This window comes from Kribbella sp. NPDC005582 (genome assembly GCF_040605415.1).
Classification (GTDB): Bacteria; Actinomycetota; Actinomycetes; order Propionibacteriales; family Kribbellaceae; genus Kribbella.
Map to the genome: position 1 here is coordinate 54449 of NZ_JBEXCU010000003.1, position 18300 is coordinate 72748.

At 68.2% G+C, this 18300-nt stretch carries 1 protein-coding gene; it reads left to right on the forward strand.

Going from position 1 to position 18300, the window contains the following annotated elements:
• Positions 1-37 precede the first annotated feature (37 nt).
• Positions 38-18277 carry an amino acid adenylation domain-containing protein gene (locus ABZS29_RS18215; RefSeq protein WP_355463308.1) on the forward strand — a complete coding sequence of 6080 codons (18240 nt, stop codon included), beginning with the start codon at positions 38-40 and terminating at the stop codon, positions 18275-18277.
• Positions 18278-18300: the final 23 nt, after the last annotated feature.

Sequence of the window (18300 nt, forward strand, 5' to 3'; positions counted from 1 at the left end):
CCTCCAACTAAGGCAAGGCTTACCTTAGTATTCAGCTGTGTCGGACACCTTGATTGCCTCGTTGCCGCTGGACTTCCCGCGTCCCTCTCGCTCGGACGGACCGGAGCCGCGCGCACTCCGCGCACTGCCGTTCACCACCGATGCAGACGAGGCGACGGGCCTGACGGCCTTCGTGGCACTCCTGCATCGGTACGGCGGCGCCTCGGCAACCGAAGTCGACGGCAGCGTCCCCTTCAGTGCGCTACGCGAACAGATCGACGAGACAGAGTGGGGCGGTCCGCTGGACCTGGCACTGTCTGTCGCCGACGGGCAACTGCGAGCTGACTACCGCACCGACCTGTTTGAACCCGCCACCATCGACCGGATCCTCGGCCACTACCGCACGCTGCTGGCCGATGCGGTAGCCCGCCCGGAAATGCCGGTCGCTGATCTGGAGCTCCTCACCGACGACGAGCGGCACCAGATCCTCAGTGGCTGGAACGACACCGAGCACGACGTACCGGCGTTGACCTGGCCGCGGATGTTCGCGGACCAGGTCGCTGCGCGTCCGCACGAGATCGCTCTGATCCATGAGGACGTCCAGCTCACGTACGCCGAGCTGAACGCGCGGGCGGCTCGGTTGGCGCATGCACTGGTCGCACGTGGCGCAGGGCCCGAGAAGGTCGTCGCACTCGCGGTACCGCGCTCGGCGGACATGATTGTCGCGGAGGTCGCCGTACTGAAGGCGGGGGCGGCGTATCTGCCGATCGACACCGACTATCCGGCGGACCGGATCGCTTACATGCTTGCGGATGCGCAGCCGGTCTGTGTCGTGACCACTGCGGAGGTTGCGGCGGATCTGCCGCCGGACTCGCTGTTGCTGGACGCACCCGAGACGGGTGCTGAGCTCGCTGGTTATCCAACGCATGACCCGGCCGCTGCGGCCGAGCTGACGGTCGCCCATGCGGCCTACGTGATCTACACGTCCGGATCGACCGGTCGGCCCAAGGGCGTGGTGCTCTCGCATGCGGGTGTCGCCAAGCTCGTCGCCACTCAGCAAGAACGGTTCGGGATCGGTCCGCACAGCCGGGTGCTGCAGTTCGCTTCACCCAGCTTCGATGTGGCGTTCTGGGACCTGTGCCTCGGTCTGCTCTCCGGTGGCCGACTGGTCGTCGTACCGGCTGACCGGCGCGTGCCTGGCGCCCCGCTCGCGGACTATGCGAACGAGCACGGCATCACCTTCATGATCCTGCCGCCGGCGCTGCTGGCCGCTATGCCGGACGACGTGTTGCTGCCGTCCATGGCGACTCTGCTGGCCGGCACCGAGCGGGTGTCGCCGGAGCTGGTCAGTCGCTATGCGCGCGGCCGGATGATGTTCAACGCTTACGGTCCGACCGAGGCCACCACCAACTCCACACTGGGGCTCTGTGATCCGGACATCCCCACCGGCAGCATCGTGCCCATCGGCGTCCCTGACCCGGGCACTCGTGCCTACGTCCTCGACGACCGGCTACGGCCGGTCCCAGCCGGTGTCACGGGAGAGCTCTATCTCGGCGGCGCCGGACTGGCTCGTGGCTACCTCGGCCGAGCCGCACTGACCGCAGAGCGGTTCGTGGCCGACCCCTTCGGCGCACCAGGCGAGCGTTTGTACCGCACCGGCGACTTGGTGCGTTGGAAGGCCGACGGTCGGCTGGAGTTCCACGGGCGGGTCGACAGCCAGGTCAAAATCCGCGGGTTCCGCATTGAGCCGGGGGAGATCGAGTCTGTGCTGCGGGCGCACCCTGCAGTCGACCAGGCGGCTGTCGTCGTCCGCGAGGACCGTCCGGGTGAGCGCCGCCTCGCCGCGTACGTCGTACCGGCGCTTGACGGTGGCGGCGGTGTGGCCGACTGGAAGGACCTGCACGAACTCCTGTACTCCGCTGCCGGCTCTGACGCGTTCGAGGAGAACTTCGCGGGCTGGAACAGCATGTACGACGGTCTGCCGATTCCGCTCGCGGACATGCGTGAGTGGCGCGCGTCGACGCTGGACCGGATCCGCTCTGTCCAGCCCAGCAAGGTGCTGGAGATCGGTGTCGGCAGCGGACTGCTGCTGTCCCAGCTGGCGCCGGACTGTGCGGAGTACTGGGGTACAGACCTGTCTGAGGAGGCTGTCCGGGCGCTGGAGGCACAGGTGTCTGCAGCGCCCGGTCTGGCCGACAAGGTCAAGCTGCTGGCCCGGCCCGCCGATGACCTGTCCGGACTGCCCAAGGCGCACTTCGACACGATCGTCATCAACTCCGTCATCCAGTACTTCCCGACCGGCGAGTACCTGACCGCCGTACTGCAGGGCGCCGCAGAGCTGCTCGCACCGGGCGGTGCGTTGTTCGTCGGCGATGTGCGCAACCTGCGACTGCTGCTGCCGCTCACGGCTGCCATCGAGACGCGGCGCGTGCAGGACGGCGACAAGGAGGCGCTGCGGTCTGCTGTGGACCGGGCGATCGCGTGGGAGGGCGAGCTGCTCGTCGATCCCGACTACTTCGCGAGCCTCGACGGACTCACGGCTGACATTCGCGTGAAGCGCGGCAAGCATCACAACGAGCTCACCCGCTACCGGTACGACGTCGTACTGCGTGCCTCAGGCACCGAAGCATGTGAGGCGGTCGAGTCGGACTGGTTCGCCATTGACTCGCTCGACGAACTGCTCGCCGGTGCGAACGGGCCGGTGCGGGTCACCGGTATCCCGAACTCCCGGCTCGCCGGGGACCTGGCTGCGCTCGAAGCTCTCGAAGACAGCAGCAGGCCGGCGATTGCGACGTACGGCGTCGATCCGGAGGAGCTGCACGAGATCGCGGCTCGGCACGGTCACACCGCCGTACTGACGTGGAACGGGGACGCTGAGGACGGCAGCCTCGACGCGGTGTTCTCGCGCGGGGACGTGGGTGCGTCGTACCGGGCTGGTGGGCGGCATCCGCTCACCAATCGGCCGGCGCCGTTCCGTAATGCCGCAGCGTTGATGGCGTCGCTGCGCTCGCATGCTGCGGAGTTCCTGCCGGACTACATGGTCCCGGCTGCCTTCGTGCCGGTGGACAAGCTGCCGGTCACGCCCAGCGGCAAGCTCGACGCGGCTGCGCTGCCGGTGCCCGACTACACGCGGCTCAGCGCCGGTCGAGCGCCCAGTACGGCTCGGGAGCAGTTGTTGTGCGACCTGTACGCGCGGGCGCTCGGTCTGCCGTCGGTGAGCATCGATGACGACTTCTTCGCGTTGGGTGGCGACAGCATCATCGCTGTGCAGCTGCTGATCCTGGCTCGGCGCTCCGGGCTGGAGCTGACAACGCGGGACGTGTTCCGGCACCGCACTGTTGCAGAGCTGGCCGGTGTCGCTCGCAATGCGCCGACGGACGACGCGGACGCGCTGGTGTGGGAGCAGCCGACACCGGATGAGCTTGCTGCACTGCAGATTTCGGCGGAGGAGGTGTTGCCGCTCGGACCACTGCAGGAGGGCTTCTTCTTCCACGCGCTGGTCGACGGTGCCGAGCATGACGCGTACGTCGTTCAGCAGGTCATCGAGCTGACCGGTCCGGTCGACGGATCGCTGCTGCGCACCGCAGCACAGCGGTTGCTGGATCGGCACGCTCCGCTGCGTGCTTGCTTCCGGCAACTACCCGACGGGCGCCCCGTCCAGCTCATCGCGTCCGGCGTGGAGGTGCCGTGGCGTGAGGTTGACGACGCCGCCGATGCGGAGGCAGTCGCCGCGGCTGAGCGCGCCGAGCGGTTCGACCTGGCCCGGCCGCCGTTGCTGCGCTGCGCGCTGATCCGCCTCGGTGCGGAACGCAGCCGACTGGTTCTGACGTTCCACCACATCATCGCGGACGGCTGGTCGCTGCCCGTCCTGCACCGCGAGCTCCTCGCCCTGTACGGCGACAACCCGGTCCCATTGCCCGCGGTCGCGCCGTACCGGGCCTACCTCGGCCGGATCGCCAGTGCGGACCGGGACGCGGCGCGGGCCGCCTGGCGGACCGCATTGGAGGGTGTGGCCGGGCCGACCCGTCTGGTGGAGACGTCCGCCGGCCCCATAGAACCTGCTCAGGTCCGAGTGGAGGTGTCGGAGCGTGTCACCGCTCAGCTCACTGCTCGGGCCCGAGAGCGCGCTGTCACGCTCGGAACGCTGGTACAGGGCGCGTGGGGTCTGTTGCTCGGACGGATGACCGGGCAGCAGGACGTGCTGTTCGGTACCACCGTCTCCGGACGCGACGCAGCCGTTGACGGCATCGAGTCGATGATCGGTCTCTTCATCAACACCCTGCCCACTCGGCTGCGTTGGTCGCCGGCCGACACGTTCGGCGAGCTGCTGGACCGGTTGCAGGAGGAACAGAGCGCACTGCTCGACCACCAGCACCTCGGGCTCGCAGAGATCCAGCGGGCCGCTGGGCACGCCGGTGGCGGTGAGCTCTTCGACACTCTGGTGGTGTTCGAGAACTACCCCAGCAACGAGGACGTGACTGATCCCACTGGTTCGATTGCCCTTGCTGGACACGCGTTCCACGATGCCGTGCACTATCCACTCGCATTGATCGTCAAGCCCGGTCGTCGGCTCGACCTGCGCTTGAAGCACCACGTGCAGCGTCTGGACACCGCTGTGGTGCAGTCGCTCGCCGACCGGCTCACTCTGGTGCTGGAGGCGCTGGCCGGCGATCCGGCGCGCAAGGTCGCGGACCTTGAGCTGCTCAGCCCGGCGGAGCTGGCCGGTGCGCATCCGGTGGGGGAGACGCGCGCGGTTCCGGAGACCACACTGGCCGAGGCCTTCGCCCTCCAGGTTGCGAAGACGCCGGACGCGACTGCGGTGATCTACGAGGGCGACGCCTTGAGCTATGCCGAACTCGATGTGCGGGCTGAGGCGTTGGCGCGTCGGCTGCGTGCACGGGGTGTTGGCCGCGAGCAGTTCGTTGCTGTCGCGGTGTCTCGTTCGGCAGAGCTCATGGTGGCGCTGCTAGGTGTGTTGAAGGCAGGTGCTGCATATCTGCCGCTGGACCTCGACTATCCGGCTGATCGCCTTGCCTACATGCTGGCTGACTCCGGTGCGACCATAGCGGTCACTACGGACCGGGACGCCATGCGGCTGCCTGCGACCGACGGTCTGGACGTACTGGTGGTGGACGCCTACGACGAGCTCTGGGCGGAGCCCTCGGTCGTGGTGGCTCGCCCCGACGATCCGGCGTACCTCATCTACACCTCTGGCTCGACCGGTCGGCCCAAGGGCGTGGTGGTGACGCACCGCGCGATCATCAACCGGCTGGCCTGGATGCAGGGCGCGTACGGTCTCACGGCCGACGATCGCGTGCTGCAGAAGACGCCGTCGAGCTTCGACGTCAGTGTCTGGGAGTTCTTCTGGGCGCTGTGCGAAGGCGCGGCTGTTGTGCTCGCCGCACCGGACGGTCATCGCGATCCCGCCTACCTGACCCGGCTGATCCAGGCCGAGCAGGTGACGACCATGCACTTCGTACCGTCGATGCTGGAAGCGTTCCTGGTGACCGACGAGGTCACCGCGGATCCGTCATGGGCTCGCAGTCTGCGGCGAGTGTTCAGCAGCGGCGAGGCCCTCTCCGGTACGGCGTCGCGCCGGTGGAGCGAGCTGACCGGCGTACCGCTGCACAACCTGTACGGACCGACCGAAGCCGCGGTCGACGTGACGTTCCACCAGTACGACGGTGCTGCGGACACGACTGTGCCGATCGGCCGACCGGTGTGGAACACGGGCCTGCGCGTACTCGACTCGTGTCTGCGCCCGGTGCCGGACGGCGTACCGGGTGAGCTGTACCTGACCGGTGTGCAGCTTGCTCGCGGCTACCACCGCCGCCCTGCGCTCACCGCCGACCGCTTCGTCGCGGACCCGTACGCGACCGGCGCACGCATGTACCGCACCGGCGACCTAGTATGCCGCCGCCCGGACGGAGGGATCGACTACCTCGGCCGGACCGACCGGCAGGTCAAACTGCGCGGCAACCGGGTGGAGCTCGGCGAGATCGAGGCTGCGTTGACCAGCCACCCCACAGTCGCTCGTGGAGCGGTTGTGGTGCGTGAGCAGCGGTTGGTGGCCTACGCCGTACCGGCGTCCGGCGCCACCGTCGACTCCGTTGAGCTGCGGGCCGCACTGGCCGAGCTGCTGCCCGCGTCGATGGTTCCCGACGCCTACGTCGTTCTTGACGACCTGCCGCTGAGTCCCAGCGGCAAGCTGGACCAGGCGGCGCTACCGGCACCGGAGGTTGAGCGCACCGCTCGCCGGGAGCCGGAGGGACCTGCGGAGCGGCTGCTCACAGAGATCTTCGCGGCTGTGCTGGGCATTGCAGACCTCGGTCCTGACGACGACTTCTTCCAGCTCGGCGGCGACAGCATCAGCTCGATCGGTGTCGCTACCCGCGCTCGCGCTGGGGGGCTGCAGCTGAGCCCACGAGACGTGTTCACGCACCGCACGCCCGCTGCGCTGGCTGCTGCGGCACCTGCGGTCACGGAGGTCGTCGAGCAGCACACCGCCAGGTTTGCGTTGACCGATGCGCAGCTGGCTCACGTGCGTTCGTTCGCGGCACCGGCCGTCGTCGAGGACGTCTGGCCGCTCGCTCCGTTGCAGGACGGGTTGTTCTTCCACTCGGCCTTCTACGAGGGCGAACTGGACGTCTACACGGTCCATGAGACCTTCGACTTCGCGGAGCGCCTCGACACCGACCGGTTGCGCGCCGCCGTTCGCACCCTGCTGGTCCGCAACCCCGGCCTGCGCGCGGGCTTCACCAGCGAGGGGCTCGACCAGCCGGTGCAGTTCATCGTCGAGGCTCCGAAGGTTCCACTCGAAGAGGTCGACCTCACCGGTCTCCCCGTTGCTGAGCAGGACGCACGGCTAAAGGAGCTGACCGATGCCGAGCGCAACCGTCGGTTCGACCTTTCGGCGCCACCGTTGTTCCGCCTGCTGCTGGTGCGGCTCGACCGCGGTGACCGCCTGATCATCGGCCGCCACCTGATCCTGTGGGACGGCTGGTCGGCGTGGCTGTTCCTGGACGAGCTTTTCGGTCTCTATCAGGGCGGAACTGCTCTACCCGCGCCCGGCAGCTACCGCGACTACCTGACCTGGCTGGAGCGCCAGGACGACACGGTGGCTACCGCTGCGTGGCGCACTGCGCTCTCCGGTCTGGAAGAGCCCACTCTGCTGGCTCCGACCGCACCCGACGGTCTGGAACCGGTCATCCCCGACCAGCTCGACGTACTGCTCCCTGCTGCCTTGGGGGATCGGCTGCGCGAGGTGGGCCGGGTGCACGGTCTCACGCTGAACACTTTGCTCAACGCAGCCTGGGGTCTGACGCTCGCTTCCGCGACCGGCCGTTCCGATGTGGTCTTCGGTACGACGGTCGCCGGCCGGCCGAGCGAGGTCCCGCAGGTCGGCGAGATCATCGGACTGTTCCTCAACACGGTCCCGACCCGGCTCCGTCTCGATGCGGCTGAGCCGGTGCTCGCGATGCTGCAGCGGATCCAAGGCGAACGCCTCGACCTGATGCCGTACGAGCACCTCAGTCTCGGAGTGCTGCAGGCCGAGACCGGACACCGCAAGCTGTTCGACACGTTGTTCGTCCTGCGCAACAACGACACCGAGGAACGGCTGGAGCAGCTGCGCACACAGCACGGCGCGACCGCCGTCGCCAACGTCGACGCGACCCACTACCCGGTCAACCTCGTCATCACGCCGGGCCGCGAGATCGCTGTCACGCTGACCCACCGAACTGACCTCGTCCCGACCAGCCAAGCTCAGACTCTTCTGGATCGCTTTGCCCTGCTGGTGGAGCGGTTCACCTCCGACCTTACCGCACCAGTCGGTTCCCTCGATTCGTTGCTGCCCGCCGAGCATGTGGCGCTTCAGGACGAGTGGGTCGCGAGCCGGGTACCGGACCCCGAAGAGACCATCGCCGACCTGCTCGCCGCACAGGCAACCCGTACGCCGGATGCTCGGGCGCTGGTCTTCGGCGAGCGCACACTCACGTACGCCGAACTCGACGCCGCCGTGAACCGCATGGCCCGGCTGTTGATCCAGCGCGGTGCCGGCCCGGAGCAGGTGGTCGCACTCGGCCTACCGCGGTCACTGGACATGGTGGTCGCACTGTTCGCCGTACTGCGGACCGGTGCGGCGTACCTGCCGCTGGAACTCGATCACCCGGCCGACCGGTTGTCCCTGATGCTGGCCGACGCCAGTCCGCTCCTGCTGCTCAGCACGACCGTAGTGTCGGCAACACTCGACGGTGACCTGCAGCGGGTCCTATTGGACGACTCCGCAGTGCAGAGCGAGCTGGCCGCGCTCTCCGATGCTCCAATGCAGCTGCGGTTCAGCCTGGAGCACTCGGCGTACGTCATCTACACATCTGGCTCGACCGGTCGTCCCAAGGGCGTTGTCACGCCGTACCGGGGTCTGACCAACATGCAGCTCAACCACCAGAAGGAGATCTTCGACCCGGCAGTCGCCTCGGCCGGTGGTCGGCGCCTACGCATCGCACACACGGTCTCGTTCGCGTTCGACATGTCATGGGAAGAGCTGCTCTGGCTGGTCGAGGGGCACGAGGTGCATGTCTGCGACGAGGAGCTGCGGCGGGACGCCGAGGCGCTGGTCGCGTACTGCGATCAGCACCGCATCGACGTCGTCAACGTGACCCCGACCTACGCGCGGCTGCTGATCGAGCAGGGGCTGCTGGAAGGCCACGTGCCGCCGCTGGTACTACTCGGTGGCGAGGCTGTCTCGGACACGGTGTGGGCCGCGTTGCGCGACACCGATGGCTCCTATGGCTACAACCTGTACGGGCCGACGGAGTACACCATCAACACGCTTGGTGGCGGCACGCTTGACAGCGACACTCCTACCGTCGGCAAGCCCATCCGCGGCACCCGAGCACACATTCTCGACACGTGGCTGCGTCCGGTGCCGGACGGCGTACCGGGTGAGTTGTACATCGCTGGGATCGGTTTGGCGCGCGGATACCTCGACCAGCCTGGCCTGACCGCCGAGCGCTTCGTTGCGGATCCGTTCAGTGCAACGGGTGAGCGCATGTACCGCACCGGCGACCTGGTGCGCCGGAACCTCGACGGCAACCTCGACTTCCTCGGCCGCACCGACGACCAGGTCAAGATTCGCGGTTACCGGATCGAGCCCGGCGAAATCGAGACTGTGCTCAGCCGGCACCCACTGGTCGCCCAAGCGGCCGTTGTGGTCCGCGACGATCGCCTCGTGGGGTACGTCGTACCAGCGGCGGCGGACTCCGCTGAGCGGCGAGCGGCGGAGGCTGCCCAGGTCGACGAGTGGCAGGAGATCTACTCTGACGAGTACGAGGAGATCGGCACTGCCGTCTTCACTGAGCAGTACGACGGCTGGGACAGCTCCTACGACGGACAGCCCATCCCGTTCGCGGAGATGCACGAGTGGCGCGAGGCCACGCTGGCCCGGATCGAGTCACTGCAGCCGCGCCGGGTGCTGGAGATCGGAATCGGCTCCGGTCTGCTGCTGTCCCGGCTGGCGCCGGCGGTCGAGTCCTACTGGGGCACAGACTTCGCCGAGCCGGTCATCCGCAAGATCGGCGCCGAACTGCGCGCCCACGACCCGGAGCTGGCGGAGCGCGTGGAGCTGCGCTGCAGGCCCGCTGATGACCTGTCGGAGCTGCCGAGCGGCTTCTTCGACACGATCGTCATCAACTCCGTCATCCAGTACTTCCCGAGCATCGAGTACCTGACCACCGTCATCAACGGTGCGATGGAGCTGCTGGCGCCCGGTGGCGCACTGTTCGTCGGTGACGTCCGCAACCTCCGACTGGCGCGCACCTTCCACACCGAGATCCAGCGTGCCCGGGGGACTGCCGAGACAGAGCTGGAGCGCGCAGTGGAGCGCGGTCTGCAACTGGAGAAGGAACTGCTCGTCGACCCGGACTACTTCACGACTCTGGGCTATGAGCTCGACCTGCGCACCAAGCGCGCGCGACACCACAACGAGCTGAGCCGCCACCGGTACGACGTCGTCCTGTACGCCGGTGAGCCGGACCTTCGACTGGCGGACGCGCCCGCCGTGGAGTGGTCGACGGTTGAGGCGATCCGCGAGCACGGCACCCCACTACGCGTCACCGGTATCCCCGACGGCCGGATCGGCGAGGGGGTCGATCCAGAGGACCTGCACGCACTCGGCTATGAAGTGCTGACTACGTGGGCCGGTTCGGCCGGCACTTACGAGGCGGTGTTCCTCACGACTGAGCCGCGTCTCACCAGTGGGCTCTACCGCGCCAGCGGTGGCACAGCGCCGTACGCCAATGACCCCACGGCTGCCCGTGAGGCGAGTGCGCTCGTACGGCGACTGCGGGACGACCTCGGGCGTGAGCTGCCGGAGTACATGGTTCCGGCCGCGTTCGTCACTGTTGACGGTCTGCCGATGAACTCCAACGGCAAGCTGGACGTGCGCGCGCTGCCCGACGCTGAGCCTGCCGTGGCGCTGGGCGGTGGACGTGGTCCGCGGACTCCGCAGGAAGAGGTGCTGTGCCGCCTGTTCGCGGAGGTGCTCGGGCTGCCCGAAGTAGGGGCTGAGGACAACTTCTTCGATCTCGGCGGGCACTCGCTGCTCGCCACTCGGCTTGTCAGTCGTGCCCGCACCGAACTGGGTGCTGAGCTCGCCATCCGTGACCTGTTCGAGGCACCGACCCCGGCACTCCTTGCGGGCCGCGCCGACAACGGCAAACTCACTCGCCCGGCTCTGACGGCGAGCGCTGACCGTCCGGAGCGCGTGCCGCTGTCGGCTGCGCAGCGGCGGCTCTGGCTGGTGGAACAGCTTGAGAGCGGGGGAGCGGCGTACAACTTCCCGCTCGTGTTCCGGCTGCGCGGAGCGCTCGACGTACCGGCTTTGCAGGCAGCGTTGCAGGATGTGGCGGCGCGGCACGAGTCACTGCGGACTCTGGTTGGCGAACACGACGGAGTGCCCTTCCAGTGGATTCGTGACGAGGCACAGCTGTCGTTCAGTGTTGTGGACTGTGCCGAGGTCGAGCTGCCCGGGCTGGTCGAGTCCGCGCAGCGGCGTCCCTTCGATCTGACGTGTGAGTTCCCTTTGCGGGCTGCGGTATTCCGGGTTGGTGCGGAGGACCATGTCGTGGCTGTGGTGCTGCACCACATCACCACCGACGAGTGGTCCGACCGTCCGTTCCTGGCCGACCTCAACACGGCGTACGCCGGCCGCGTGGCTGGTAACGAACCGGCGTGGGACGCGCTGCCGGTGCAGTACGCGGACTACACGCTCTGGCAGGAGGAGCTGTTCGAGCAGGTGGGTGAGCGGCAGCTCGCGTACTGGAGTGAGGCGCTGCGCGGCGCTCCGGATGAGCTGACGCTGCCGCTGGACCGGCCGCGTCTGGCAGAGCCCAGTGGCCGCGGCGCCATCGTTCGCTACGAACTACCCGTCGAGACGGCGCGTGCGTTGCGCGAGCTGTCCACCACTAGCGGCACCAGCATGTGGATGGTGGTGCAGGCTGCTACCGCCGCGCTGCTGCATCGGCTGGGGGCGGGTGACGACATTCCCCTCGGTGCGCCGATCGCGGGGCGCACCGACAGCGGCCTCGATGACTTGGTCGGCTTCTTCGTCAACACTCTGGTACTGCGCACCGACCTGTCCGGTGCACCGACGTTCCAGGAGTTGCTGGCGCGAGTTCGCGAGTCGTCGCTGGCCGCGTTCGAGCATCAGGACGTTCCGTTCGACCGTGTCGTCGAGGCGCTCAACCCGCCGCGGGTCACCGGTCGTAATCCGCTCTTCCAGGTGATGCTCGGCTATCACCACCGTCCCGACGGCGATCCCGACACTCTGCTCGGGCTGCCGGCGGACTGGTACGAGATGGACACCGGTGCGGCCAAGTTCGATCTGAACTTCACCTTCGTGGACGAGTCGGACGTGTCCGGTCGTCTCACGCTCGTGCTTGAGTACGCGACCGACCTGACCGATGCGGCTACGGCAGAGCTGCTGTGCCGCCGGATGGAGTCTCTGCTTGCACAGGTCGTCGCCGACCCCAGCCGTCGCGTCGGCACGCTGGACGTGCTCTACGACGACGAGCGCGCCCTTGTGCTGCAAGGCTTCAACGACACCGAGCATGCGGTGGTCGACACGACGCTGCCGGAGTTGTTCCGCGCGCAGGTGGCTCGTACGCCGGAGGCTACTGCGCTCGTATTCGAGGGTGAGCAGCTGACCTACACCGAGCTCGACGGCAAGGTGGAGCAGCTCGCGCGCCGGCTGGTGGCGTGCGGTGTGCGGGCCGAGTCGACGGTGGCTGTGGCGGTGCCGCGTTCGCTGGAGCTGGTGATCACGTTGCTGGCTGTGCAACGTGCTGGTGGGGCGTACCTGCCGCTGGACACGAGCTACCCGACCGACCGGCTGGCAAACATGCTCGATGACGCGAGGCCGGTTTGTTTGGTCACGGCTCCGGAGGTCGAACTCCCCGAGACCGATCTGCCGACGCTGTCCGTGAGTGGAGAGGGTCCTGAGGCGGCGCTGCCGGAGTACTACGACCCACGCCAGCCTGCGTACGTCATCTACACCTCCGGTTCGACAGGTCGGCCGAAAGGTGTGTCTGTACCGCACCGGGCGATCGCCAACCGCCTGCTGTGGATGCAGGACACCTACCAGCTCGAGCCCACCGACCGTGTACTGCAGAAGACACCTGCCGGGTTCGACGTGTCGGTGTGGGAGTTCTTCTGGCCGCTCGTCACCGGTGCTGCGCTGGTCGTGGCGCGTCCAGAAGGACACAGGGACGCGGTCTACCTGGCTGAGCTGATCCGGCACGAGCAGATCACCACGACCCACTTCGTGCCGTCGATGCTGCGCGCGTTCGTGGATGAACCTGCTGCTGCGGCGTGCACCTCGCTGCGTCAAGTGATGGCCAGCGGTGAGGCGTTGCCGGCGTCGTTGGCCGCGCGCTTCGCCGAGGTCATGCCCACCAGCAAGCTGCACAACCTGTACGGCCCCACCGAGGCCGCAGTCGACGTCACCTCGTACGAGGTCCCCGCCGACCCGTCCACTGTCCCGATCGGTCACCCGGTCTGGAACACCCGCACCTACGTGCTCGACGCCGAGCTGAACCCGGTCCCACCGGGTGTGGCTGGCGAGCTCTACCTCGCCGGTGTGCAGTTGGCCCGCGGCTACCTCGGTCGCCCGGCGCTCACGGCTGAGCGGTTCGTCGCGAACCCCTTCGCCACCGGCGAGCGCATGTACCGGACCGGCGATCTTGCGCGGTGGCGGCAGGACGGCGAGCTGGAGTACCTGGGTCGGGTCGACGACCAGGTGAAGCTGCGTGGCTTCCGCATCGAGCTCGGGGAGATCGAGGCCGCGCTGAGTGCCCACCCAGCCGTGGCTCAGGCGACGGTGGTCCTCCGGGATGAACAGTTGGTTGCGTATGTCGTGATGGCGGAGGCCGTCACGTCCGCGGAGTTGCGGGCGCATGCGCCGGTCTCGCTGCCCGAGCACATGGTTCCGGCCGCGGTGGTGACTCTTGACGCGCTGCCGTTGACGCCGAACGGGAAGCTGGATCGGCGGGCGCTGCCGGCGCCGGACTTCGCGGCCGAGGTGGGCGACGCGCGCCCGCGGACTCCGTTGGAGGAAACGCTGTGTGCGTTGGTGGCTGAGGTGCTCGGCCTCGAGCGGGTGGGGGTCGATGACGACTTCTTCGCGTTGGGCGGGCACTCGCTGAGTGCGATGCGACTGGTCAGCCGGCTCCGGGCGAGTGTCGGGGAAGGAGCGTCACTGCGCACGATCTTCGATGCACCGACGCCAGCCAAGCTCGCCACGCGGCTTGGGCAGTCTCACAGCGTCGTACGGCCTGAGCTCGGCGCGGCTCGGTCGGTGCCGGAGCGGGTGCCGGTCTCGTCTGCACAGCAGGGGCTGTGGTTGCTGCACCAGGTGGACGGACCCAACGCGACGTACAACCTCCCATCGGTCTGGCGGCTCACCGGTCGACTCGATCGGACCGCACTAGCGGCCGCACTGAACGACGTCGTCGCACGGCACGCACCGCTGCGCACAGTGTTCCCAGCCGCTGATGGTGTGCCGTTCCAGCAGGTCCTCGATCACGCCGAGCTTCGCCTCACCGTGGCGGACTACGCAGAGGTGGAGACCGAGGCGGCGTACGCGTTCGACCTGGGCCAGGAGATGCCAGTGCGCGCAGTCCTGTTCGAGGTGGCACCGGACGAGCATGTGCTGTTGCTTCTGCTGCACCACATCGCCACCGACGAGTGGTCGGATCGCCCACTGCTCGACGACCTGAGCACTGCCTACGCGGCGCGCGTCGAGGGGCGCGGCCCGGAGTGGACGCCACTCCCCGCCAGCTACACCGACTACGCCTTGTGGCAGCAGGAGCTGCTGGCCGCGACCGGGAGTGAGCTGGTCGAGCACTGGCGCCGCACGCTTGACGGGTTGCCTGTCGAGCTGAACCTGCCCGTCGACCGTCCGCGTCCGGCGGAGTCGGGTGGGCGGGGTGGCACGGTCGGCTTCACCGTCACGCCGTCTGTGGAGCGCGCACTGCGCGCGCTGGCCCGTGAGAACGGCGTCAGCATGTTCATGGTGGCTCATGCCGCTGTCGCGGCGTTGCTGCACCGACTCGGCGCTGGGACGGACATCCCGCTTGGCGCTCCGGTGTCAGGCCGCGGCGATAAGGCGCTTGAAGACCTCGTCGGCTTCTTCGTGAACTCGCTCGTGCTGCGAACGGACCTGTCCGGCGACCCCACCTTCACCGAGCTGCTGAGCCGGGTCCGCGAGACCGATCTGACGGCGTACGAACACCAGGACCTGCCGTTCGAACGGCTCGTGAAGGCGATCAACCCGGAGCGCTCGCTCGCCCGGCACCCGCTGTTCCAGGTGATGGTTGCCTACCTCGCCGACCAGAGCGGTGGCTTGGAGTTGCCCGGCCTGTCGGTGCAACGCGAGTCGGTGGGCCAGGACACCTCCAAGTTCGACCTGAGCTTCGACTTCGTCGAGCAGGGCGAGGGCGACGGTATGCAGGGCTGGATCGAGTACAGCGCCGACCTGTTCGACCGGTCGACCGCCGAACTCCTCGGCCGTCGGCTGGAGGCCCTGCTGGAACAGGTCGTCGCCGACCCTGCATGCACGATGAGTTCTCTCGACGTCCTCGTTGGTGCCGAGCGGCAGAGTGTTCTGGAGACCTGGAACGACACTGCGCTTCCGCAAGCCGAGCGGCTTGAGACCGTGCCCGCACTGTTCGCCGCACAGGTCGCGGCGAGTCCGGACGCGATTGCCGTCACCGACAACCACAACACCTGGACCTTCGCCGAGTTGGATGCCCGCACTGAGCAACTGGCCCGAGTGCTTGCCGGACAAGGCGCAGGCCCGGAGCGGCTCGTCGCACTCGCGTTGCCGCGCACAGCCGACTACATCGCCGCGATCATCGCGGTGATGAAGGCCGGGGCCGGCTACCTGCCACTGGATCCCGACCTGCCCGAGTCACGCCTAACCAGCATGCTCACCGACGCCGGCCCGGTCTTGATCCTGTCCACCTCGGACACCGCTCTGCCTGTCACGGACATCCCCGTACTGCGTATCGACGCGTTGGCCGGACTCCCAGAAGCGGCACCGACCGCGCCGGGCCCGGACCATCCGGCGTACGTCATCTACACCTCCGGGTCGACCGGTCGGCCCAAGGGCGTGGTCGTCACCCAGCGCGGTGTCGCGAACCTGTTCCACAGTCACCGGCACGACCTGCACGAGTTGGCGAAGGAGCGGACCGGTCGCCGGCACCTGCGGGTGGCACACGCCTGGTCGTTCTCGTTCGACGCGTCGTGGCAGCCGCAGTTGTGGCTGCTGGACGGGCACGCGCTGCACATCGCGGATGACGAGACGCGCCGCGATCCTGAGCTGCTCACGGCCTTCATCCGCGAGCGCCGCATCGACTTCATCGAGATCACTCCGTCGTTGCTGACCCAGCTGCCCGACAGCGGGCTGATCGGGCCGGACGGCGAGTGTCCGCTCGCCGTAGTGGGCTTCGGTGGCGAGGCGGTTCCGGAGTCGCTGTGGAGCCGGCTGGCCGCATTGCCGAACACCGAGGGCTTCAACCTGTACGGGCCGACCGAAGCGACTGTTGACGCACTGGTCGGCCGGGTCAGCGACAGCGCACGTCCGGTCGTCGGGCGGCCGGTCCACGGGTCTCGCGCCTACGTGCTCGACACAGCGCTGACTCCGGTTCCGCCAGGTGTTACCGGTGAGCTGTACCTGTCCGGCCCAGGACTCGCTCGCGGTTACCTGGGCCGGCCGGACCTGACCGCCGAGCGATTCGTTGCCGACCCGTTTGGTACGCCGGGCGCCCGCATGTACCGCACGGGCGACCTCGCGCGCTGGACGCGGAGCGGGCTGCTGGAGTTCGCCGGGCGGACCGATGACCAGGTCAAGATCCGCGGCTACCGGATCGAGCTGGCCGAGATCGAGGCCGTGCTCGACAGCCACCCGGCGGTCAGCCAGACCGTCGTGATTGCTCGCGACCAGCGGCAGCTCGTCGCCTATGTGGTCGCCGATGCGGACCCGGCCGAGCTCCGCGCGCACACTGCGGCCGTGCTGCCCGACTACATCGTTCCGGCGGCGGTCGTCGTACTGGATCGGTTGCCGGTGCTGTCGAACGGCAAGCTCGACCGGGCGGCACTGCCTGCGCCCGACTTCACCCTGGCGGGTGGTGGGCGGACTCCGGAGAACGAGACCGAGTACGTACTGCGAGAGCTGTTCGCCGAGGTACTGGCGTTGCCGGCCGAGGCGGTCGGAACAGAGGATGACTTCTTCGCGTTCGGCGGCGACAGCATCATCGCTATGCAGCTGGTCGCTCGGGCCCGCGCCCGAGGGCTGCGATTCACACCGCGGCAGCTGATTCAGCACCGCACAGTGATCGCACTGGCCGCCGTGGTCGAGGCCGTCGAGCACGTGGCGGTCCACGACGACGGTGTGGGCACGGTTCCGCTCACGCCGATCATGCACGGCCTGCTGGAGCGCGGTGGTCCGATCGCCGGCTACCACCAGGCCGCACTGATCCGCACTCCGGCAGAGCTCACTCAGGAAGGTGTGCAGCTCGTGCTGCAAGCTGTGGCCGACCGGCACGACATGCTGCGTGCACGCCTGATTCGTGAGCCCGAGCCGGCGTTGTCGGTGCCGACACACGTAGACGTCAGCACGTGGCTCACCCGGACAGACGTACGTGGTGCCGACGAGGCGGCGATGATTGAGGCGATCTCTCAGCAGGCACTGATCGCGCAGGCCGCGCTCGATCCTGAGGCGGGTGCGATGGTCCGGGCAGTGTGGTTCGACGCCGGCCCTGAGACGCCGGGCCGGCTGCTGATCCTCGCGCACCACTTGGTCACCGACGGCGTCTCATGGCGCGTACTCCTGCCGGACTTCGCAGCAGCCTGGTCCGCCGTACGAGAAGGCCGTACGCCGGAGCTGGCGCCGGTGGAGCTGTCGTTCGGTCGCTGGTCTCGTCGGCTCGCAGCGCGGGCAGTGGAGCCGGCGGCCGAGGACGAGCTGCCGCTGTGGACTTCGATCCTCGCCGAGGGCGCCGGTCTACCGCTGGCACGCCCACTCGACTCGACCCGAGACACCGTCCGCACCACAGGTCACCTGTCCCTGACGCTGCCGCCGGCCGTCACCGGTCCGCTGCTGAGCCGGGCTCCGGCCGCTTTCGGCGCCGGTGTGAACGATGTGCTGCTGACCGCGTTCGCACTGGCCGTGGGGGAGTGGCGAGCGCGCCACTTCGGTACGGCGGCCGGTGCGCCCGTGCTGGTCGATCTCGAGGGACACGGTCGAGAGGGCGAACTCGCGGGAGACGCCGACCTGTCGCGGACGGTCGGCTGGTTCACCAGCGTCGTACCGGTGCGGCTCGACCCGGCAGGGCAGGACCTGGAGGTGGCTATCGATCGCGTCCGGGACCAGTTGGCCACATTGCCCACGGCAGGCATCGGCTACGGCCTTCTGCGCCGCCTCAACCCGAAGACCGCATCTGTGCTGGCCGAGCTCGAGGAGCCGCAGATCGAGTTCAACTACATGGGTCGCTTCGACCTTCCGGAGGCGGCCGACTGGTCGCCCGCTGCCGGGGACGAGGACAGCGCCGCGGAGCTGGACGCGGATCCGGACATGCCGATGTCGCATGCGCTCACTCTGAACGCTCTGACCGCGGACCGTCCCGACGGCCCCGAGCTGATCGCCCAGTGGGACTACGCCGCCGAACTCCTCACCGAAGACGCCGTACGGGACCTGGCCGATACCTGGTTCCGCAGATTAGAGGCTGTGGTCGAGGGGTAGACATCGGACCTTTCTTTCGGCAT